Annotated in this window: 22 protein-coding genes; 15 read left to right on the top strand and 7 right to left on the bottom strand. The window is 61.8% G+C overall.

From position 1 onward, the window contains the following. Positions 1–176: 176 nt before the first annotated feature. From D0Z70_RS20745 to D0Z70_RS20730, 4 genes are all read right to left on the bottom strand, one after another. Positions 177–500, bottom strand: a complete 324-nt coding sequence (locus D0Z70_RS20745; protein ID WP_239019060.1) for a four-helix bundle copper-binding protein — start codon at positions 498–500, stop codon at positions 177–179. A 451-nt stretch (positions 501–951) separates the two neighbouring features. Continuing rightward, the gene (cueR, locus tag D0Z70_RS20740) at positions 952–1338 is read right to left on the bottom strand and encodes a Cu(I)-responsive transcriptional regulator (RefSeq protein ID WP_024018159.1); all 387 of its coding nucleotides are present in this window, start codon (positions 1336–1338) and stop codon (positions 952–954) included. Next, a complete protein-coding gene (locus D0Z70_RS20735; RefSeq protein WP_037529499.1) occupies positions 1335–3704 on the bottom strand; it encodes a heavy metal translocating P-type ATPase in 2370 nt (789 codons plus the stop codon). The genes cueR and D0Z70_RS20735 overlap by 4 nt, the downstream gene beginning before the upstream one ends. A 100-nt stretch (positions 3705–3804) precedes the next feature. Next, entirely contained in the window at positions 3805–4719 is a 915-nt protein-coding gene (locus D0Z70_RS20730) for an NAD(P)/FAD-dependent oxidoreductase (RefSeq protein WP_024018161.1), read from the bottom strand. A 285-nt stretch (positions 4720–5004) separates the two neighbouring features. Between D0Z70_RS20730 and D0Z70_RS20725 the strand changes: the two genes are divergently transcribed. Continuing rightward, positions 5005–5277, top strand: a complete 273-nt coding sequence (locus D0Z70_RS20725; RefSeq protein WP_088181985.1) for a flagellar biosynthetic protein FliQ — start codon at positions 5005–5007, stop codon at positions 5275–5277. Between the two features lie 112 nt (positions 5278–5389). Continuing rightward, positions 5390–6673, top strand: coding sequence for a hypothetical protein (locus tag D0Z70_RS20720; RefSeq protein ID WP_024018163.1), 1284 nt, complete (start codon positions 5390–5392; stop codon positions 6671–6673). Positions 6674–6684: 11 nt separating this feature from the next. Here D0Z70_RS20720 and copD read toward each other — a convergent pair whose 3' ends face one another. After that, entirely contained in the window at positions 6685–7620 is a 936-nt protein-coding gene (gene copD / locus D0Z70_RS20715) for a copper homeostasis membrane protein CopD (RefSeq protein WP_031308578.1), read from the bottom strand. A 3-nt stretch (positions 7621–7623) separates the two neighbouring features. After that, complete coding sequence (gene copC / locus D0Z70_RS20710) at positions 7624–8004, bottom strand: copper homeostasis periplasmic binding protein CopC (protein ID WP_031308579.1); 381 nt, start codon at positions 8002–8004, stop codon at positions 7624–7626. 171 nt (positions 8005–8175) lie between these two features. Between copC and D0Z70_RS20705 the strand changes: the two genes are divergently transcribed. The 7 genes from D0Z70_RS20705 (at position 8176) to D0Z70_RS20670 (ending at position 14209) form a co-directional block, all read left to right on the top strand. Continuing rightward, positions 8176–8736, top strand: a complete 561-nt coding sequence (locus D0Z70_RS20705; RefSeq protein ID WP_239019059.1) for a c-type cytochrome — start codon at positions 8176–8178, stop codon at positions 8734–8736. 113 nt (positions 8737–8849) lie between these two features. After that, the gene (locus tag D0Z70_RS20700) at positions 8850–9131 is read left to right on the top strand and encodes a hypothetical protein (protein WP_024018167.1); all 282 of its coding nucleotides are present in this window, start codon (positions 8850–8852) and stop codon (positions 9129–9131) included. Further along, positions 9128–9565 carry a periplasmic heavy metal sensor gene (locus D0Z70_RS20695; protein ID WP_024018168.1) on the top strand — a complete coding sequence of 146 codons (438 nt, stop codon included), beginning with the start codon at positions 9128–9130 and terminating at the stop codon, positions 9563–9565. Before D0Z70_RS20700 ends, D0Z70_RS20695 begins: the two co-directional genes overlap by 4 nt. Then, positions 9562–10131: an RNA polymerase sigma factor gene (locus tag D0Z70_RS20690; protein WP_024018169.1), complete on the top strand. Its 570-nt coding sequence runs from the start codon at positions 9562–9564 to the stop codon at positions 10129–10131. Before D0Z70_RS20695 ends, D0Z70_RS20690 begins: the two co-directional genes overlap by 4 nt. 95 nt (positions 10132–10226) lie before the next feature. Next, complete coding sequence (locus tag D0Z70_RS20685; protein WP_024018170.1) at positions 10227–12179, top strand: copper resistance system multicopper oxidase; 1953 nt, start codon at positions 10227–10229, stop codon at positions 12177–12179. Next, a complete protein-coding gene (locus D0Z70_RS20680) occupies positions 12176–13399 on the top strand; it encodes a copper resistance protein B (RefSeq protein WP_031308582.1) in 1224 nt (407 codons plus the stop codon). Before D0Z70_RS20685 ends, D0Z70_RS20680 begins: the two co-directional genes overlap by 4 nt. A 366-nt stretch (positions 13400–13765) precedes the next feature. Further along, positions 13766–14209 carry a DUF411 domain-containing protein gene (locus tag D0Z70_RS20670; RefSeq protein ID WP_088181983.1) on the top strand — a complete coding sequence of 148 codons (444 nt, stop codon included), beginning with the start codon at positions 13766–13768 and terminating at the stop codon, positions 14207–14209. Positions 14210–14282: 73 nt separating this feature from the next. Here the strand turns inward: D0Z70_RS20670 and D0Z70_RS20665 are convergent, their stop codons facing one another. Continuing rightward, on the bottom strand, positions 14283–14942 hold the full coding sequence (locus D0Z70_RS20665) for a class I SAM-dependent methyltransferase (RefSeq protein ID WP_024018175.1): 660 nt from the start codon (positions 14940–14942) through the stop codon (positions 14283–14285). Between the two features lie 93 nt (positions 14943–15035). On the opposite strand from D0Z70_RS20665, the gene D0Z70_RS20660 reads away from it, so the two are divergent. From D0Z70_RS20660 to D0Z70_RS20635, 6 genes are all read left to right on the top strand, one after another. Continuing rightward, the gene (locus D0Z70_RS20660; RefSeq protein WP_024018176.1) at positions 15036–15758 is read left to right on the top strand and encodes an AraC family transcriptional regulator; all 723 of its coding nucleotides are present in this window, start codon (positions 15036–15038) and stop codon (positions 15756–15758) included. Between the two features lie 98 nt (positions 15759–15856). After that, positions 15857–16123 (top strand): hypothetical protein, encoded by a 267-nt coding sequence (locus tag D0Z70_RS20655; protein ID WP_024018177.1) that lies wholly within the window; start codon positions 15857–15859, stop codon positions 16121–16123. 65 nt (positions 16124–16188) lie between these two features. Continuing rightward, positions 16189–16452 (top strand): DUF2933 domain-containing protein, encoded by a 264-nt coding sequence (locus D0Z70_RS20650; protein WP_024018178.1) that lies wholly within the window; start codon positions 16189–16191, stop codon positions 16450–16452. Beyond that, on the top strand, positions 16449–17123 hold the full coding sequence (locus D0Z70_RS20645; protein ID WP_024018179.1) for a methyltransferase family protein: 675 nt from the start codon (positions 16449–16451) through the stop codon (positions 17121–17123). The genes D0Z70_RS20650 and D0Z70_RS20645 overlap by 4 nt, the downstream gene beginning before the upstream one ends. A gap of 162 nt (positions 17124–17285) precedes the next feature. Next, complete coding sequence (locus D0Z70_RS20640; RefSeq protein ID WP_024018180.1) at positions 17286–18035, top strand: Bax inhibitor-1/YccA family protein; 750 nt, start codon at positions 17286–17288, stop codon at positions 18033–18035. A 102-nt stretch (positions 18036–18137) separates the two neighbouring features. Beyond that, on the top strand, positions 18138–19808 hold a 1671-nt coding region (locus tag D0Z70_RS20635; protein ID WP_147418808.1), incomplete at its 3' end, for a heavy metal translocating P-type ATPase.

Here is a 19808-nt window from a genome sequence, read left to right as displayed (position 1 = left end):
GTTTCGCGCTTTTCAGAACCGCCCCTCCATAGTCGCTGCTGGCATCACTTCATGCCGGCATGTCTTTCATCATCTCGTCGTGATCGGCCGGCACACTCGCCACAAGCCCTTGTACTGCTCGCGCATCGTTCCCTGGAGCCTGGGCACGAACGCGAGCATACCCCGCGCGAAGAAGTTTAGGCGGCCATCTTTTCGCAGGCGTCGGCGCACTTGCGGCACGCGGCCACGCAATCCTCCATGCCGTCCAGGGATTCGCAGCTCGCAGCGCACGCTCGGCAGACCTCGGCGCACTCGCGGCAGATATGTTGATGGTGGGACGACTTGCGCGCCATGAAGTCGATTGCGACTTCGCAAATCTGCGCACAGTCGGCCATGATCTTTATATGCTCCGGTGCGGCGTGCTGGCCGCCCATTTCAAGGCAATGGTTCATTGCCATGTGCAGGCAGGTCACATGACACTCGTGGCAGGCGTCCATGCAGGCCTGCATGTCGGGGTTCATCTGATGCATCGATCCATCTCCGTCTGAGTCCCCCCACTAGAAGATACGCGCTTTGCGCGATAACCCCTTGCATAAAAATTCCAGCGGCGCTTGCCGGTTCCAGACCAAGCGATGTCGCCACCATAATTCCGCCGGCGAGCGCAAGCGGCGTCAACCGTCATCGTCGAGATCTGGCCCGCGCCCGCGCCCGCGCCCGGCTCTGCTGCCATGTCGGCCATCGGACCCGGAACCTGCTGAGCATGGGAGCGGCCATCTTTTCGGGCGTGACACTCTGCCCGTGGGGGGCCAGCGCGCGCATCGTGCCGATGACGTGCTTCAGCCACACACCCACGAGCCACAGGTCAACGCGATGTACCGTTGCGTACCGACAGCTTCGACAGTGCTTACGACACTCAAATGGGGAGCGACCTGAGGTGCGTCATCGAGGACAAGGCCGAGCCGCCAGATAGGCTCAGGACGCCAGACGCGTGAGTATAGGGCATTCGGGCCGCTCGTCCCCATGGCAGGCATTCGCAAGGTCGAGCAGTGCTTCGCGCATGGCATTGAGTGCATCCGCCTTCCGACCCAGGTCTCCCGCGCGCGATTCCGCCAGAGCCTTGACCTCCGCGCTCGCGCGCTCGCGGTCGGACCAGAGATCAAGCAGCACGCGGATTTCCCCAATGGGAAAGCCGAGATCGCGGGCGTTGGCGATGAAACGCAGGAGGTGCACGTCGGCTTGCGAATAGTCGCGATACCCGCTGTCACGTCGCGGCGGCGACGGGATAAGCCCGATCTTCTCATAATGGCGGATCATGCGCTGCGACACAGCGCTCGCATCGGAGGCCGCGCCGATGTTCACAGCGTCACCCGATTGAGACGCAGCGCGTTGGTGACGACGCTGACGGATGACAGGGCCATCGCCGCAGCGGCGATGACAGGCGACAGAAGGATGCCGAACACCGGATAGAGCAGCCCGGCGGCGATGGGGACGCCAGCGGCATTGTAGATGAAGGCGAAGAACAGGTTCTGGCGTATGTTGGCCATCGTTGCCTCGCTCAGGCGCCGCGCCCGCACGATGCCGTTGAGATCACCCTTGAGCAGTGTGATCCCGGCGCTTTCGATGGCGACATCGGTGCCCGAACCCATGGCGATGCCGACGTCCGCCGCCGCGAGAGCGGGCGCGTCGTTCACCCCATCGCCAGCCATGGCAACGACATGGCCTTCGCGCTGCAGCCGCAGGACGACAGCGCTCTTCTGATCGGGCAGCACCTCGGCTTCAACCGCATCGATGCCTAGTTTCCGGGCCACCGCCTCGGCGGTTGTCCGGTTGTCGCCCGTCAACATGACGACGCTCACGCCCTCTTTTCGCAAGGCGGCCAGCGCCTCCGCTGTGGTTGCCTTGATCGAGTCCGCAATGGCGAGAATTCCGGCGACCCGGCCATCAACGGCCGCGAAAATCGCCGTCGCTCCGTCCGCCCGCAGCTCATTGGCGCGTGCAGCCGCGGCTGACACATCGATGCCATTCTCTTTGAGATAAACGGCGCCGCCCAGAAAGATCCGCTTGCCGTCCACGGTCCCGACCGCGCCCTTTCCGGTAGGCGAGTCAAAGTCGGAAACCTCGGGAACGTCGATGTCACGATCCTTCGCGGCCGCGACGATCGCGAGCGCCAGCGGATGCTCCGACGCCCGCTCGACGCCCGCCGCCAGGCGAAGAAGATCGTGCTCCGAAAAGCCGTCCATCGCCACGATATTCGTGACCGATGGGCGCCCTTCTGTCAGCGTGCCGGTTTTGTCGACGACGATCGTGTCGACCTTTTCCATGCGCTCCAGCGCCTCGGCATTCTTGATCAGGACACCGAGGCCGGCCCCCCGTCCGATCCCGACCATGATCGACATCGGCGTCGCGAGACCCAGCGCGCAGGGACAAGCGATGATCAGCACCGCGACCGCGGCCACGAGGCCATGCGCCAGTCGCGGTTCTGGACCCCATATTCCCCAGATCGCAAAGGAGAGCAGTGCGACGGCAAGCACTGCCGGCACGAACCAGCCCGCAACCTTGTCGGCCATGCGCTGGATCGGCGCGCGCGAACGCTGCGCATCTGCCACCATCTGGACGATCCGCGCCAGCATCGTATCCCGGCCAACCTTGTCCGCGCGTATGACGAGCGATCCTGTTTGGTTTATCGTGCCCGCCACTACATGGGCATCGACCGTCTTCGTCACCGGCATCGACTCGCCAGTCACCATGGACTCGTCGATCGAAGAGCGGCCGTCCTCGACAATCGCATCCACAGGCACCTTTTCGCCGGGGCGGACGCGCAACCTGTCGCCGACCACGATCAGGTCAATCGCGACTTCCTCGTCGTGACCATCCGGCAGGATCCGGCGGGCAGTCTTGGGTGCCAGATTGAGCAGGGCCTTGATCGCGCCCGATGTCCGCTCTCGCGCGCGCAGCTCGAGAACCTGCCCAAGGAGCACGAGGACGGTGATGACCGCGGCGGCCTCGAAATAGATGGCGACCGTGCCATCCATCATGCGGAATGCCGCCGGGAATATTCCGGGGGCAAGCGTGGCCACCACGCTATAGGCCCAGGCGACACCGGTTCCCATCGCGATCAGCGTGAACATGTTCAGGTTTCGCGTCCGAATGGACGCCCAACCGCGCTCGAAAAACGGCCAACCGGCCCAAAGCACGACGGGGGTCGCCAAAGCGAGCTGAACCCACCCTGATATTCGCTCGGGGACGAGTTGATGAAGCGCGGGGAAAAGGTGTCCGCCCATTTCGAGTAGGAATATGGGCACCGTCAGCGCCAGGGCGATCCAGAAGCGCCGTGACATATCGACGAGTTCAGGGCTCGGGCCTGATTCCGCCGTTATGAGCTCGGGCTCGAGTGCCATGCCGCAGATCGGGCAAGGACCGGCACGATCTTTTCGGATCTCCGGGTGCATCGGACAAGTCCAAATCGTGCCAGGTTCTGCGGCCGTGGGCGTGTCGCCCCCGCTCGACAGATATCGTTCCGGCTCGGCGACGAACTTCGCCCGACATCCGGCACTGCAGAAGTGAAACTCCTGGTCGCCGTGTGAGGCATGGTGCGCGGTCGCGCCGGGATCGACCATCATGCCGCAGACAGGATCCTTCGCTGTCGTCGGACCTTGCGGCTCGCGGTGCTTTCCAGCGCAACAGTTATGCGCACCAGATGTGTTCGCGGAAATAGGATCGGTCATGGCTCGTCTCCTTGTCGACGCTAAACAATCTGGGGTCTGACATCGTGTCAGGGTCAAGGCCCCGGTTCAAATATTCTGTCCGCCAGACGCTGGAGCCTGATTATTCGAGCAAGAGATTGTGGATCGCGGTCGCTGCCTTGGCCGCCTGACCCGCCGCGACGGCAATCTGGTCCAACCCTTCGACGACGTCGCCGGCAGCGAACAGGCCGCTGATCGATGTTCGTTGGTGGTCGTCGACGATGATGCAACCCGACGCGCTCAACGAAGCACCGGCTACCCGCGCGAGCTCTGATCTTCCGGAACTTCCGAGCGCGACATAGAGCGTATCGAAGCTGAGCGATTGGCCATCGGACAGGCGCACGAGAACATCATCATCGTTTATCGATAATGTTTGTATGGCGGCACGTTCGACCGCAATTCCGCCGTCCGCAAGATCAGCTTGGTCGGCAAGAGAAAGCTGCACGGATTCTTCAGTGAGCAGGGTAACGGTTTCGCTGTAGCGCCGCACGAAGATCGCCTCGGCCGCTCCATGCTCCGAGCAGCCCAGGACTGCCACGCGCTTGCCGCGCACCTCGTACGCATCACAAATTGGGCAGTAGCGGATGAGGCCGCGCGAAACGCCTCTGTCATGTGCAGCTTGGGCGAGGTTGGGTCGGTGGTTTGCAACGCCCGGCGCAAGCAACACCGTCCGCGCCTCGAGGGTGCGGGAACTCATGCCCACGGCAAAGCCTGTCTTGGACTGCATGATACCGAGGGCCACGTCACTGACCAATTCCGCACCGTAGCCGACAGCGTGCTGACGCATACGCGACAACAACTCCTCACCAGATATCCCTTCCGGGAAGCCGATGAGATTATGCGTCGTGGGAATGCTGGCGGCACGTCCGGCCCCGGCGTCGATAACCAACGTGGCACGCAGAAATCGACCCAGGTAGGTGGCAGCTGTCAGGCCTGCGGGGCCTCCGCCAATGATAATGCAGTCGTACATGCGCACCTCGCCGACGGTGATCCTCATTTCTATTACGCGCGCTCGCCCATCTTCCCTCGCATGCCCTTCGATGTTTTGAAGAAATTGCTGGCCGGGGCGAGGGGTGCGCGCCGCCGGTGCGTAAGTCAGTAGTAGCCCGTCGAGAGACTCGATGGGCCATTCGGGAGCCCACGGGTCGCAGCGTGGAGCGGGGCGAGCGTCCAAGGGAAGACCTGATCGAACCAACGATCATCCGCTTGGCCGTTCGTCCCGCGATGGGCGGAACTGTTGGCTCCTTGGCACTTGCGAGCGCAAGTGCAGGGGGAGGTATAAATGGAGACCTACAGTCCTTTTTCTGTGTCGATGGGACGTGCGCTTTGGGTCATGGCCATGGTAGCGGGACCGCCTTTGATCATCATGGGTGTCGTGGGGCTGGTCATCTCGATTATTCAAGCCGCGACGTCGATCAACGAGCAAACGGTCAGCTTCGTGCCTAAATTGCTCGCGCTGCTGCTATTCCTGGTCCTCTTTGGTGCCGCGATGGGAGCATTGCTTGTCGATTATACGCGCGACCTCCTCATCCACATTCCAGACGACATCCAGTGAACAGCGAGGCAATCGACTTCCGCATGGCGTGGCAGGGATCAGGAATCTGGCCTGCCGTCGACCACAATGCTAGCCTCTCGAGCTCATCGAGTAATCGACAAAGGGGGACGGTTTGGCGGATTTTGAATTGCTGGCACGGCAACTCATTCAGCGATGGAAGGAAGATCCGAACGCGACCTATCAGAGCTGGTTTTTGTGGGACGAGCGGATCAAGAATTTCCGCTCCATCCGCCGCGGTCTGGCCCAGGTGGTCGCCGAGATCGAGACGGGACGATTTGGCGTCGCTTATCGCGGCTCGTCGCTGGAAACCGTGGTTCATTCGGTCGCGGAACAACGGCAGATCTTCAAGGGGGCAGATCATGCCTTTTTGTGGAAGCCAAAGCTGCGGATACCGGACATTTATGAGAACGCGGCGCATCAGCGCGCCTTTGGCCGGTTGCTGGATCACTGCGCGTGCTGCGATACGGCGGAAGAAATTATTTCCGGCATCCATACGATCGACCGGCTGAACATTAAGGGGCTCGGGCCAGCGGTCGCCAATCTCCTGTATTTTCTGCATCCGACGCTGGTGCCGCCGTTCAACACGGCGATCGTTAACGGGTACAACAAGCTCACGGGCGGAAAGGTCAAGCTGGGGAGTTGGCCGCATTTCCTGGCAATGCGGTCGGAGGTTCTCGATCTCAATGAACAATTCCGGGATCTGCTGTCCAACGATCTTGGCGCCATTGGCGGTCTATTGTTCGACATCGGCTCAGGCCGATATCCGGCCCCGCCCCGCGGTGAGGAGGATCAAAGCGCTAGCGGCTGGACAGCTCGTCTCGAGCAAGCCCGGGCAGAAGCGCAGAACCTCAATAAGGCTGTTCAGAAGCAGGGCGAAAGCGATCGCACCCATTCGGAAATTCAAGCCTGGCTCCGCGATATCGGTCGGGCGCTTGGCTATGATGTCTGGATAGCGGCCAATGATCGCGGCCGTCTTCATAACGGGATACGCCTTGGGGAGGGGTGCCTTGAAAGCTTGCCAGCTTCCATTTCCACCTCGACCGGCGGCGACGCCATCCGCCTGATCGATGTGTTGTGGCTCGAACAGGGCGGTGATCGTGTTGCGGCGGCTTTCGAGGTGGAGCACTCGACTTCGATCTATTCCGGCATAGTGCGCATGCTCGACCTGGCCCTGAGCGGGAGCGCACTACACGCAACCGCTGGGCTGTTCCTCGTCGCCCCGGACGCCCGAGAAGCCGACGTGCGGGCGCAACTGGCGCGCCCCGCCTTCAGCCGTGTCGCCGATCTCGAGATCGCCTATCTTCCCTATGGCGAGCTGGAGCGGCACAAGGAGGCAATTTCGCGGTTCGGATCAGGGCTGAAGGCGATCAAGGCCATAGCCCGCACACTGCCCTAAAAATCTCTCACTCACATTCCCGATGCTGGTGGCGCAAGCAGCCCAAGCCACGCGACCAGCGCGAGGATCGCGATTGCGCAACTGCTTTCGATCAGGAGGCTCCGGCGTAATGCTCCGACTGCGGCTGCGCCCTCTCCGCGCTCCAACGCAGCCGCGAGCGCCGGCGTCAGAAAAAAGCGGTTCGCCGCGGCCAGGAGGAGCATCGCACCGAAAAGCAGCAACTTGCCTAGAAGCAGGATGCCATAGAGGGTGGTGAAAAGTGCGCCGAGTTTCGATGGCCCAATCAATATCCAACTATTTACGAGGCCCGAGACAATCAGCAGGCCGACGACAATCGAGCCAACTCTTGCAAATCCGTCCAATGCCCGGTGGGAAAGATGGATATGCTCGGCCGCCATGCGCGTAGCGGACCGGAAGATCAGGAGACAGAGGCCACATAGCGCCCCTATCCAGGTCCCGGCCGCCAGCAGATGGGTGATGTCTGCGGCCAGGTGGAGCCAGCCAAGTGCGCCTTCATCGGCGGCTCCATGGCCGGTCCACGCCAGCGTAGAAAGTGCCACGGCGGCCGTGATCGAGAGCGAAGCCAATGCGAAGGTCGGCCGCTGCCATCCCACGATCGAGAAATACAACACTAACAGGAGAGCGGCGATACGCAGCTGCCAAACGGTGCCGATCGTCGTGCCCGAGATTACCAGGCTGACCGTCGCGCGGTCGACCTCGCCGATGGCGACTCCGCCCATCGATGCGGCCAATACCATGACGCCCAGGATCGACAATCCGATGCCGACCAGAGCGATGGTGGCGAGAACGGGACGGAAGCGCAGGACCGAGCCGGATTGCCGCTCGGCCCCGCGCAGCGTGTAGAGCCCGAACATCGGCAGCCCAAACAGGAGCATGAGATCAAGATATAGCCCCAGCCTGACGGCGGTCGCTACCGTGTCTGGCACCCCTTACTTGACCTTGAACGTGTAGCTGCCCTGGACGCGATGCGTGTCGGTGGACACGATGTGATAGTCGACCTTGTACGTCCCGGCAGACAGCGGCTTGGCGAAGGTCGCAACAAGCGTCTTGCCATCGGGGGCGAGGGCAACCTTGACGCCATTCATCTTCATCGGCCCCATCTTCATGCCGGGCATTTCGGTCATGGTCAGGTCGATGCCGGAAAATTGAGCAACGAGCGCCTCGGAAAAAACGAGCTGAACTTTTGTAGGGGCGGTGACCACCGCGTCGGCGGCGGGCATCGCAGTCGCCAGCCTGGGGTGTGCCTGAGCGGCCGTGGCTACGATTGCAGAGGCGGCCAGCGCAACCGCAAAAACTGTCTTACGAAACATCGATTTCTCCATGCGCGGCGGTACTGCCGACAATTCGAATTACGCACGGCCGCCCGTGACCCCTCAACGATGCCGCCACAATTCTTAGGCGAGCGCCGCACCCGACCTTCTGAGTTCGGTGAACGAGGATGATTTTCATAGGCCATGAGGGGTCGAGGCGCCCCGCGGCATTTGCCGAGCGGCCCCTTTCTTGCGATCGCGGCACTCGCCGTCGCTGCGGTCGGCGGTGTGGTGGTGTATGTCGGTGCATATGACATCGGCGCCGACTCGCCGCATAGCCGGCCTATCTACTGGATGATCGAGCAATTCCGGGATCGTTCTGTCGCTGTGCGCGCACGTAATGTCGTCGTCCCTGGCAATCTGATGGATGTAAAGCGCCTAGAGAGCGGCGCGGGGCTCTACACGGAGATGTGCAGTGGCTGTCATCTAGGGCCGGGCCTCGAGAAGACAGAGATCAGCCAGGGCCTGTATCCACGAGCCCCAGAGCTATTCCGGGAGCCACAAAGGTCGGCCAAGGAGCAGTTCTGGATGATCAAACATGGCGTCAAGCTCACGGCCATGCCGGCGTGGGGGAAAACGCACAGCGACGATTTGATTTGGGATATGGTGGCTTTTGTTCGTCAGCTACCGAAGATGTCGGCTGCGCAATATCAGGCCGCTGTCGCCAGCGCGCCGGAAGATCATGATGCGATGATGAAAGACATGCCAGGTATGGCGAAGACGGCGCCTTGAATGGGTACTTGCGTCGGTCAGCGCGAGATATCGCGTCGCGTGCTGCCGGGTGACCAGGCATTGGGTAGCGTCGTCAGGCGCCAACGGGTGAGATCGAATGATGGGAATAGACGATGAACATTGACCTTGACGGGCTTTTGAGCCGCTTGCGCACCGACGCCGTTCACCCAGGGCTTTCCGGTCTGGAGGAGGCTGTGTTCAGGCGCATTGCGGCGCGTCCGCAAGTTTCCACCGCGCAGCAGCTGACCCTTGGCATGGTGGCGGCGTTCGGCGCTGTATTGCTCGGCGTCGCCAGCAATGGTCTTGCAACGCCGGCCGAAGCGTCCGTGACATTATCTCCATTTGGGCCGTCCAATCCGCTTGCGCCATCGACGCTGTTGGTGGGATCGCGATGAAGGCCAAGCTGCTTTTGCTGGTCGCAGTGGTGGCCTTTATCGCGGCGGTCGCTGGCGTCTTTCTGGGCCGGTATTTCTTTCCGCAACCGGTGGCTGCGGGTGTCGAACTGCATGAGGTGTTGCACGGAAAACTTGATCTGGACGCTCGTCAAAAGAGCCAGATCGATCTTCTTGAACAGCGTTTTGCTGTCCGCCGGCGGGCACTCGAACTTGAATTGCGGGCCGACAACGCACGGCTTGCAGATGCCATTGAAGCCGAGCACGGCAACGGTCCGCGGGTAACAGCCGCTGTCGATCAATCACACCAGGCAATGGGCGAACTTCAGAAAGAGACGCTTGGCCACATCTTCGCCATGCGCCAGATCCTGCGCCCGGATCAGGCCAGGACGTTCGATCAGGCGGTGGTTCATGCGCTCACCGACGACGTACGGTGAGTCTGGATCTCAAGGCGTGTTCGGACGGTGAACTCGCGGCGTTGACCTTGGGTGGTCGCCAGGCGGCGTTCGCCGAGATTATGCATCGCCATCAGACACCGATTTTCCGTCTGGTTCGCGGTCTCGTGGTCAACGCGGACGAGGCGCTTGATCTGACGCAGGATTGCTTTGTCTCCGCCTTCGGCCATTTGCAGAAATATGATGGCGATCGCCCGCTGCGCGCCTGGCTGTCGCGCATCGCGATCAACAAATGCCGAGATTGGCGTCGCCGGCAGAAAGTGCGGCGATTGTTCACTTTCGGAGCGGGTCCAACAGAGCAGGAGCGCGAAGCGGTCCCGGACGATAGCCCCTCTGCCCATGAAACGGTCTCGGGAAGGATGGAGCTCGCACGCCTCAATGCGGCGATCGCACAGCTTTCGGCTCCGTTGCGCGAGGTACTCTTGCTGAGGACGGTAGAGGGAATGACCCAGGCGGAAACTGCGGCCGCGCTTGCGATCAGTGGCAAGGCTGTCGAGACGCGCCTGTACAGGGCTCGAAGCCGGCTCGCGGAAATATTGGCGGATTGATGAGGGGTCCGCCCAGGTCGTGCGTAAGCCTCAGAGAGTATGGTGCATAAGGCGTTCGCTGAGCCTTGCGCCTGATTTTGAACAAGGGAGACGACATGAGCCCGGTATTGACCCGCCGCGATTTAATCCGGGGAGCCTCGCTTGCTGGCGGTGGCTTGGCATTGTCCGCGTGGATGCCGGCATGGGCGCAGCCCGTATCAACCGGCATCGCGACGCCGCTCCCGACGGTTTCCGGCAATGACATCGAGCTTAAAATTGCTCAGCAGATGATGACGATCGACGGTCGGAAAATGCGGGCCATTGGCGTCAACGGCACAGTTCCGGCGCCGTTGATCCGGCTGCGCGAGGGACAGACTGTTCGCCTGCATGTGACCAACGATCTCGATGAGGATAGCTCGATACACTGGCATGGCGTGCTGGTGCCGCCGCAATTCGATGGCGTGCCGGGTATATCCTTCCCGGGCATTCGGCCCAAAACCACTTTTGTCTATGAATTTCCGATCATCCAGAACGGCACCTATTGGTATCATAGCCATTCGGGCCTTCAGGAGCAGCTGGGGCATTATGGTCCGATCGTGATCGACCCTGCCGGTGTTGACCCGGTGAAATATGACCGCGAGCATGTCATCGTGCTGGCCGATCACAGCGCCATTTCGCCAGAAGCGATCTTTCGGGCGATGAAAGTGGACCCCGGGCATTTCAACTTCCAGCGCCAGACGCTTGCCGGTCTGCTGTCCAAGCGCGACCAGGCTCTGAAGGATCGCCTCGATTGGGGCAAGATGCGGATGGATCCAACCGATATTTCCGACGCGACGGGTTCGGCTTATACCTACATCGTCAATGGCTACGGGCCTCGAGACAATTGGACCGCTCTGTTCACGCCGGGCGAACGCGTCCGGCTGCGCTTCATCAACGCCTCGGCGATGACGACCTTCAATGTGCGGATACCGGGCCTCCCGCTGACGGTGGTGCAGGCTGACGGCCAGAATGTGCGGCCCGTGATGGTCGAAGAATTCCAGATCGGAGTGGCTGAAACCTACGACGTGATCGTTACTCCGCCCGATGATCGCGCCTACACGCTGGTCGGTGAGGCCATCGACCGTTCAGGCATGGCGCGGGCCACGCTCGCGCCGCGTGCTGGGATGACGGCCGAAGTGCCGCCGCTGCGTGAACGGCCGCTCGCCACGATGAAAGACATGGGCATGGACATGTCATCGATGCCGGGCATGGAAGGCATGGACATGTCCGGAGGCGGCATGTCGCCGATGCGGGGCGTCGACCCGACTGCGGAGAAAAATGCCTCGGCGAAGCTGACGGTGGCTGGTGCCGGGGCCATGGCCATGGGCGCGGCTCCTGGCGGGACCGCCATGGCGGGCATGGATCATTCCAATATGGCGGGCATGGCGGCAGGCGGGGGTGCGATGGCCGGCATGGATCACAGCGCCATGGCGGGGCAGCCGGGCATGGATATGGGCTCCATGGAAATGGGGCCGATGAACATGCGTGACTTTTCAAAAGCGCCGCAGGTCAAAAAGTCACCGGGCGTGCAGACGATCTCGCCTATGCCGATGGACCGCACCGGAGAGCCCGGTCAGGGTCTCGAGAATGTCGGCCACAAGGTTCTCGTTTACAAGGATCTCATGGCGCTGGAGCGCAATCCTGACGTGCGTGCTCCGGACCGCAGTCTCGATATCCATCTCACCGGCAACATGGAGCGGTTCATGTGGTCGTTCGACGGCGAGAAGATGTCGGATGTGCATGACCCGATCCCCTTCATCGAGGGTGAGAGGGTTCGGATCAATCTGATCAACGACAGCATGATGGGTCATCCGATCCATATCCACGGCCACTTTTTTGAACTGGTCACGGGTCATGGCGATCATGCGCCGCGCAAGCACACGGTCATCGTGCAGCCGGGCGGGAAGGTCACATGGGATTTTACCGCTGATGCGGTCGGCGACTGGGCGTTCCACTGCCATCTTCTCTACCACATGCACGCCGGGATGATGCGCGTCGTCAGTGTGCGGCCGAAGGGAGACGCAGCATGAAGCGCGTTTTGACGACACTGCTCGGCGGGTCGGCGATGTTGCTCGCCATTCCGGTAACCGCGCAAGCCCAGTCGATGCAGGGCATGGATCATTCCAGCATGCCCGGTATGGCGATGCCCGCGAAAAAACCGGCTTCCCCCAAGCCTGCCAAAAAGCCTGCGGCAAAGAAGCCGGCTCCTAAAAGGGCCGCGCCGGTCAGAGTGGCCCCGGCAAAGCCCGCGGCTCGCCAGGATATGGAAGGCATGGATCATTCGACCATGCCTGGAATGGCGATGCCTCAGCCGGGACCAGCAGCCGCGGCAACGGCGCCGACTATGGACCATGGCGCGATGCCGGGCATGGATATGGGCAACAGCGGTTCTACACCGATGGCTGGCAGCATGCCCGGCATGAATATGTCCGGGGATCATGGTGGCCACGATATGGCTGCCATGCCGGGCATGGAAATGACCGGAACCGCACTCCCGGCCGGAAATGCCCCTGCGCCAAAGCCTCCCATGGACCACTACGCCGATCGGCAGTTCCCGCCCGCTGCGATGACACAGTCGCGAATGGCTATGATGCACGAGCAGGGGGGGCAAGCCTTCTATCAAATCATGTTCAATATCGCGGAGTATCAGGTTCGCAATGGGCGTGACGGCTACCGCTGGGATGGAGAGGCTTGGTATGGCGGGGACGTCAATCGGTTGACGCTGAAGAGCGAGGGCGAGGGTGTCCTTGGCGGTCCTGGCGGATCGTTCATGGAGACCGCCGAGGTCCAGGCGCTCTACAGCCGGGCGATCGATCCGTATTGGAACCTCCAAGCTGGCGTTCGATACGATTTCAAGCCCAATCCGTCCCGAACATACGCTACTGTCGGGGTGGAGGGCCTCGCACCCTATTGGTTTGAAACCGAAGCGGCTCTATTCCTTTCCAACAAGGGTGAAGTTCTCGGTCGTGTTGAGGGTTATTATGACCAGCGCATCACGCAGCGAATCATTCTGCAGCCCCGAATTGAACTGAATCTCTCCGCGCAGGACGTGCCTGAGACACGGATTGGGTCTGGAATCTCCAACGCCGAGTTCGGATTGCGCCTGCGCTATGAGATCCGACGGCAGTTTGCGCCTTACATTGGCGTATCCTACGATCGAAAACTGGGCAAAACTGCCGACTATGCAAGGGCTGATGGTGAACGCATTAAGGCGACCAGCTTCGTCATTGGTGTGAGGACCTGGTTTTGAGCGTTGTCAGTGGAGTCAACGAAGGGGACGTAACATGATGAAAACGTGGATGCGAGCCTCGCGGTGCAGACGATAGTCGGCAGCACGGCCATGTATCTTGTCATGTTCTTCGTGGACGACAGGCTCGGCAGCTCTACAACAATCTGAACATGTTCTGCATGTCCCAGAGATGGTTGCGCTGAGAAAGGTCGCCAGGCGCCGTATGTTGGCCCAGAGGGATAAAGCTGCGCTGTGCAATGAGTTTATTCGGTCCCAGAGACAGGAAATTGACCAGGTGAAGGCGCTTCTTGCCCGCAATATAGTGTCGCAAGAGTGGTGCTATCGGCTCGACCGGCAACGCGCCTGCATGAAATCGAAGGAGCTACCATGATCAGCATCCGTACCCTCGCCGCCGCTTTGGCACTTGCCGTTCCGGTCGCAGCGATGGCGGCGAACCCGATTGTGGTTCACCGCGATCCTGGCTGCGGTTGCTGTGAGAAATGGGCGGCGCAGGTACGCGCGCAGTTCGGCCGGCAGGTGCAGATCATCGACGATGCCGGCCGCGCCGGCTTGAGCAGGCGTGCCGGCGTGCCCTCAGACCTGGCTTCTTGTCATACCGCCACCATCGACGGGATGACCTTTGAGGGCCATGTTCCGATCTCCGACATGAAGCGCGTGCTGGCCCAGCATCCCAAAGGCATCACCGGGCTCGCCGTTGCGGGGATGCCGATGGGATCGCCGGGCATGGAGATGGCAGGCATGAAGGGCCAGCCTTACGATGTCATCGCCTTTGGCCCCGAAGGGCGTCGCGTCTTTGCGCACCACAGTTGATCGCAGGCATCGACGCTTCGCTGATTCCGAAGCCATCGCCGGGTGGGTGTTGGTCTCGTCTTGCCGCCCGGTGTCAGAACGGCTTGCGCCCGGTATAGAGCGAGATCGAGCCGGTCGGCGTCTGGACGACGCGAACTTCGGCGACATTTTCGAAGCCGGCGTCGGCGATGAGCTCCGGCAGGATGCCCTTTGCGTTGAGCCCGGTGCGCTCCCAGCCGTCGAGCGCCTGCACCTGACGAAACAGCGTTCGCATCAACAAGGTACGCTGAAGTCCGTAATCGGCAATCGCCACGAGGCCACCTGGGCAAAGCGTTCGTGCCATGGCCCGAAGGATGGCCGATTTCACCGGCAGGTCGCATTGATGCAGCACGAGGCTCGACACGATCTTGTTGGCGATCGTGCCGACCAGGACGTCGACCTGGTCGCCGAAACCTCGAACCCACTCGCTTTCTACGCCGGCCGTTTGTGCCTTTTGCCGCGCCAGCGCGAGAGCGGCAGGATCCGGATCGACCCCGATCACGCGTGCCGTGGGGACAGCCTGTTTGATCGCGATCAGCTGCGAGCCCGTGCCGGCGCCCACATCGACGATGACATCGCCCGCCTCGGGTGCAATCGACTCGAGCAATGCGCTGCGCCACCGACGCTCGCGGGTCATGACCGCAATCACCCGGTCATAGTCGCCCGTCAGGCCAGACAGCCCGAGTGCGGGGACGAAGGTTGGACTGTCATTCACCGTTATGCCTCCATGTGCTTCATGGCGATCGCAGCACCCCGAGTCTTGAACCTTTCGCTTGCATCTTCAGTTTCGCGACGGGAGTAAGCTCCGATGCCAAGCTATGGCGATTTGTGGACCGGCCATGTCCGCCTGGGCGACGGATGGGCGTGGTTCGAGGGTCGTTGCGGCGACACCCGACCCCATCGCCATCTCGCCGCGCAGATGATCGTCGGACTGTCCGAGCCGATCCATGTCGAGACGATCGCAGGTTCGTTGACTGGACCTGCCGTGCTGGTGCGCGCAGGCGCGCTTCACGCGGTTCGTCCCACCGCGACGCATGCGAGGGTGATCTATGCGCGATCCTTCAGCCCGCTGGGTATTGCCTGGTCCAGGCTTGGGGACGGTAAGGACGCGGCGTCGCCACCGGCAGCGCTATCCGAGCAGTTGCGCAGCTCCGATGACCTCGCTGGAACGCTTTACGAGCTTGCAGCGGCCTGCCCGACACCGCCGATCGACGCGCGCCTTTGCGAGGCATTGCGGCGCCTGAAGGACGCACGAGTGGACATAGCCGATCTAGGTGAAATCGCGCGCGCTGTCGGACTCTCTGAACCGCGGTTGCGTGCGCTTGCCGCGGAGCAGTTGGGCGCACCGCTCTCACACTGGCGGCTATGGTTCATGCTCGAGCAGGGCCTGCGATCACTTGGCGCGGGCGCGCCCCTTGTGGCAGCCGCAGCGGATGCGGGGTTCAGCGACCAGGCGCATCTCTCTCGTACGATGCGGCGGTTCATGGGCGTCACACCAAGGACCGCGGCATTGGCGATGGCCTCCCGCTGACGGCAGCATCGACCAGGGTCGAGCGACCGAGCCTTGGGTGGAATACGTATAGTGGCTGTCTTCGATCCGGCCCAAATTTGGGGGGAAAGGAAGCCGTCATGACCGATGCAAGCAAGCTCAGTGTGATACGATGTGCCGCGAGCAGCGCTGCCGCTCTTTCCACTGTCTTCGTGCTTTGCTGGCTCGCGGCGACTTTGTTCGGTCCGATCGGGTCACACATGTTCGTGACGATGTTCACGACAGCTCCGCCGGGATCGTTCGTCGCGCTTGGGGCGGGGTTGTGCTGGTCGATCGTCTTCGGCGCAGCCGTGGGAGGTCTCTTCGCCGCATTCCACAATTGGATCGGTCATTGGCAGCGTCCCTAGGACGGCGCAGCGCAAGTGAGCAATCAGCAATTTTTAACGAGTTCTATATTCAAGGAAACGTGATCATGGAACGGCAACGACCGGCACATACTGGGAAAAAGAATTTCCTGACGTCGCGCGCGGGCATCGTGATGATAGGCTTTCTTGCGCTCGGTTTCGTGCTGCTGTTCACGGAGCATCGCGCGCATGTACTTGGCGCGCTGCCCTTTCTGCTGCTGCTGTCGTGTCCCCTGATGCACCTCTTCATGCATCACGGACATGGGCATGGTCACGATGGAACACCGCAGCCGGGGGCCGGTCGTTCGCCCCGGGAGGGTCAGGGCCAGTGACGGGCCATGCGCAAGCCTATGGTCTGTGGGGCCTCGTCGTCGTCAATGCAGCGGTCTTCATCCTGTTCGCCTACAGTTTCTTCAAGCCGCGAACCACTCGGGACTGGCGATCGTTCAGCGCGTTCAGCGCCTTCCTGGTTGCGCTGTTCGTGGAAATGTACGGCTTCCCATTGACTCTCTATGTCCTGTCCGGGTGGCTGCAGAGCCATTATCCCAATATCGACTGGTTCTCGCATGATGCCGGGCATCTGCTCGAGATGCTCTTCGGCTGGCGGGCGAACCCGCATGCCGGGCCATTCCATATCATGAGCTTTATCCTGATCGGCGGCGGGTTCATCTTGATCTCGACGGGTTGGAAGGCGCTGTACGACGCGCAGAAGGTCCACGAGCTCGCGACCCAGGGGATCTATTCCTATGTGCGGCACCCGCAATATATCGGGTTCATTCTGGTGATGTTCGGGTTCCTGCTGCAGTGGCCGACGATCCTGACGCTTGCGATGTTTCCGGTCCTCGTCGTCATGTATTTGCGGTTGGCGCGGACCGAGGAGCGTGAGGCTCTCGCCGAATTTGATGATGCCTATCGGCGCTACGCAAAGACCGTTCCACCGTTCGTGCCCCACCTCGCGCGCCTGCTCGGGGCGAAGCGTGACGCAGGAGCGGATCAGCGATGAATTCCCTGCCAGCCGGACCGGCGCAAATCCCAGGGGAACCGCTCAGCCGTCCGCCCGGCATCGGGGCGTGGCGTATAGGCCGGCGCGGCTGCACGTACGTGCCGGTCGCCTCGCCGAAATGACTGAAGCTTGAAACCGCGACACCGAGAAGGAGCACTGGCCATGGCAGATCCGCTGAAACCGACCACATCGCCGCTTACCGCTGGCAGGAATCCGGCAATCCCCGCGGTCGCCTTTGATGTGGGACTGCGAACATATATGCTCGCAGTCTACAACTACATGGCCAGCGGTCTGTTGTTGACCGGGATCGTCGCGATGTTGGTTGCGAACAGCGCCGCCATACGCGCCGTGTTTTTCGCCGCGAGCGGCACTCCGACGCTGCTCGGATGGATAGCGGTCTTCGCACCGCTCGCCCTGGTCTTTACGCTAAGCTTCGGTATCAATCGGCTGTCCGAGAGCACCGTCAAGGCACTGTTCTGGACCTATGCGATCCTGATGGGCGTATCGCTGTCGACCATCCTCCTCGCCTATACCGGCGTGAGTGTCGCGCGCACATTCTTCGTTACGGCCGCAGCCTTCGGAGGTTTGAGCCTGTGGGGCTATACAACCAAGAGGAACCTGTCGGCGTTCGGGACCTTCCTGATCATGGGCGTCGTCGGCCTGCTCATCGCCATGGTCGTCAACATGTTCCTGCGGTCGTCCACTTTGGATCTCATCGTCAGCGCGATCGGCGTGCTTCTGTTTGCGGGCCTGACTGCCTTCGACACGCAAAAGATCAAGAGCGTCTACTTCGATGTGGCCGGTACCGAGTTTCGCGGTAAGGCGGTCGTGATGGGAGCGCTGACGCTCTATCTCGACTTCCTCAACCTGTTCCTGTTCCTGCTGCGCTTCATGGGTGATCGGCGGCAATAGGTCAGCCGGGATGACCGGCCGACACGCGCAGGCCTTGGCGGCGGGCGCATCTATGGCTGCCGACACGTCGGCGGCGGCTTGCCTCGATTTCGGAGACCTGCCTTGAAGACGTCCACCTTCGATCTGCGTGGATCATTCGAATCGCTCGACCATCTCGGCGTCGAAAAGCAGTTGCTGCGGGTTCCCGGCGTGACGCAGGTCTCCGCGAACGCCGCCTCCGACAGCGTCACCGTCAGCTTTGATGAAGCGCGCACCAGCGAAACCGCGATAGAGGAGCAGATCGCGGCATGCGGTTTCCATTGCGGCGGCCGGCTCGTCCCGCGGCACGTGTGCGTGATCGGAAGCACAACCCAGTCCTCTGTCTTGCCCGACGCGACGCATCCTCCCGATCATCGTTCCGATGGTGTCGCCGCAAGATCGGTTGCTCCCGATCGCAAGCCGGTGACGGCCGAACACGACGCCATGGCGCACGAGATGGGCCATGGCGACGGCAAGGACATGGCGGCTATGGCGCGCGACATGCGCAACAGGTTTATCGTCAGCCTCGTTTTTGGCCTGCCGATCTTTGCGCTGTCGCCAATGGGTCTGGACCATCCCCTTCTGAAACCGATGTTCGGACTCAGTCTCGACCTGACCCTGTTCCTGCTTGCCAGCGCCGCGATCCTCTATCCGGTCTGGCCCTTCGTGGTCGCCGCGATCCGCGCGCTTCGGAACGGTGTGCTGAATATGGCGGTGCTCGTCCTGTTGAGCGTCGGCACCGGTTATCTGTTCAGCGTGGCGTCGACATTCCTGTTCAAGGGCCAGCAATTTTACGAGGCTTCCGCGGTCCTGCTCATCTTCATTCTGCTCGGCCATTGGCTGGAGATGCGCGCTCGCGCCGGCGCGTCCCAGGCAATCCGCGCGCTCATGGATCTGGCGCCGCCTATGGCGACCGTGCAGCGCGACGGAAAGGACGTCGAAGTGCCGACCGCCGAGGTGCTGGCCGGCGATGTTGTGCTGATCCGGCCGGGCAACAAGATTCCCGTCGACGGCGAAATCCTCGAAGGCAAATCTGAGGTCGATGAGTCGATGCTCACGGGCGAATCGATGCCGGTGTCGAAGGCGGCCGGCGACACCGTGATCGGCGCGACGATCAACCGCAGCGGTAGCTTCCGCTATCGCGCGACCAAGGTTGGCGCCGACACCGCGCTCGCCCAGATCGTCAAGCTCGTCCAGGAAGCGCAGAACTCGAAGGCGCCGGCACAGCTGCTCGCCGACCGGGCATCGCAGTGGCTGGTGCTCGCGGCAATTCTGATCGGTCTCGCGACGTTCGCCATCTGGTACTGGATTCTGGGTGGGACATTGCTGTTTGCGCTGACCATGACGATAACCGTTTTCGTGATCGCCTGCCCGGACGCCCTTGGCCTTGCCACGCCAATGGCGATAATGGTCGGTACCGGCCTTGGCGCGATGAACGGCATCCTGTTCAAGAATGCCAGCGCGCTCGAGGATGCGACCAAGCTTGACGTCATCGTGTTCGACAAGACGGGGACCCTCACCATGGGCCGGCCCAATGTTGTCGAAGTAGTGACAGCGGAAGGCATCACCCGGGACGAGGTGCTTCGCATCGCCGGTGCGATCGAGCGCAACTCCGACCACCCGCTTGCGCTGGCGGTCCTCGAAGGTGCATCCGGTATCACCCTTCCTGAGACGCGCGACTTTGCCAATATCGAGGGGAAGGGCGCCAGCGCCCAAGTCGAGGGCGCAACCGTGCTGCTTGGCAACCGGCGCCTC

Source organism: Sphingobium terrigena, from assembly GCF_003591655.1.
Lineage (GTDB): Bacteria > Pseudomonadota > Alphaproteobacteria > Sphingomonadales > Sphingomonadaceae > Sphingobium > Sphingobium terrigena.
Note: the sequence above shows the minus strand (reverse complement) of the source record. Positions and strands in the feature narration are given on the sequence as shown.

Coding starts and splice junctions, on each gene's coding strand:
- D0Z70_RS20745 (WP_239019060.1), bottom strand. CDS start 500: ATGAACCCCGACATGCAGGCCTGCATGGACGCCTGCCACGAGTGTCAT.
- D0Z70_RS20735 (WP_037529499.1), bottom strand. CDS start 3,704: ATGACCGATCCTATTTCCGCGAACACATCTGGTGCGCATAACTGTTGC.
- D0Z70_RS20730 (WP_024018161.1), bottom strand. CDS start 4,719: ATGAGGATCACCGTCGGCGAGGTGCGCATGTACGACTGCATTATCATT.
- D0Z70_RS20725 (WP_088181985.1), top strand. CDS start 5,005: ATGGAGACCTACAGTCCTTTTTCTGTGTCGATGGGACGTGCGCTTTGG.
- copC (WP_031308579.1), bottom strand. CDS start 8,004: ATGTTTCGTAAGACAGTTTTTGCGGTTGCGCTGGCCGCCTCTGCAATC.
- D0Z70_RS20700 (WP_024018167.1), top strand. CDS start 8,850: ATGAACATTGACCTTGACGGGCTTTTGAGCCGCTTGCGCACCGACGCC.
- D0Z70_RS20695 (WP_024018168.1), top strand. CDS start 9,128: ATGAAGGCCAAGCTGCTTTTGCTGGTCGCAGTGGTGGCCTTTATCGCG.
- D0Z70_RS20685 (WP_024018170.1), top strand. CDS start 10,227: ATGAGCCCGGTATTGACCCGCCGCGATTTAATCCGGGGAGCCTCGCTT.
- D0Z70_RS20680 (WP_031308582.1), top strand. CDS start 12,176: ATGAAGCGCGTTTTGACGACACTGCTCGGCGGGTCGGCGATGTTGCTC.
- D0Z70_RS20670 (WP_088181983.1), top strand. CDS start 13,766: ATGATCAGCATCCGTACCCTCGCCGCCGCTTTGGCACTTGCCGTTCCG.
- D0Z70_RS20660 (WP_024018176.1), top strand. CDS start 15,036: ATGCCAAGCTATGGCGATTTGTGGACCGGCCATGTCCGCCTGGGCGAC.
- D0Z70_RS20655 (WP_024018177.1), top strand. CDS start 15,857: ATGACCGATGCAAGCAAGCTCAGTGTGATACGATGTGCCGCGAGCAGC.
- D0Z70_RS20650 (WP_024018178.1), top strand. CDS start 16,189: ATGGAACGGCAACGACCGGCACATACTGGGAAAAAGAATTTCCTGACG.
- D0Z70_RS20640 (WP_024018180.1), top strand. CDS start 17,286: ATGGCAGATCCGCTGAAACCGACCACATCGCCGCTTACCGCTGGCAGG.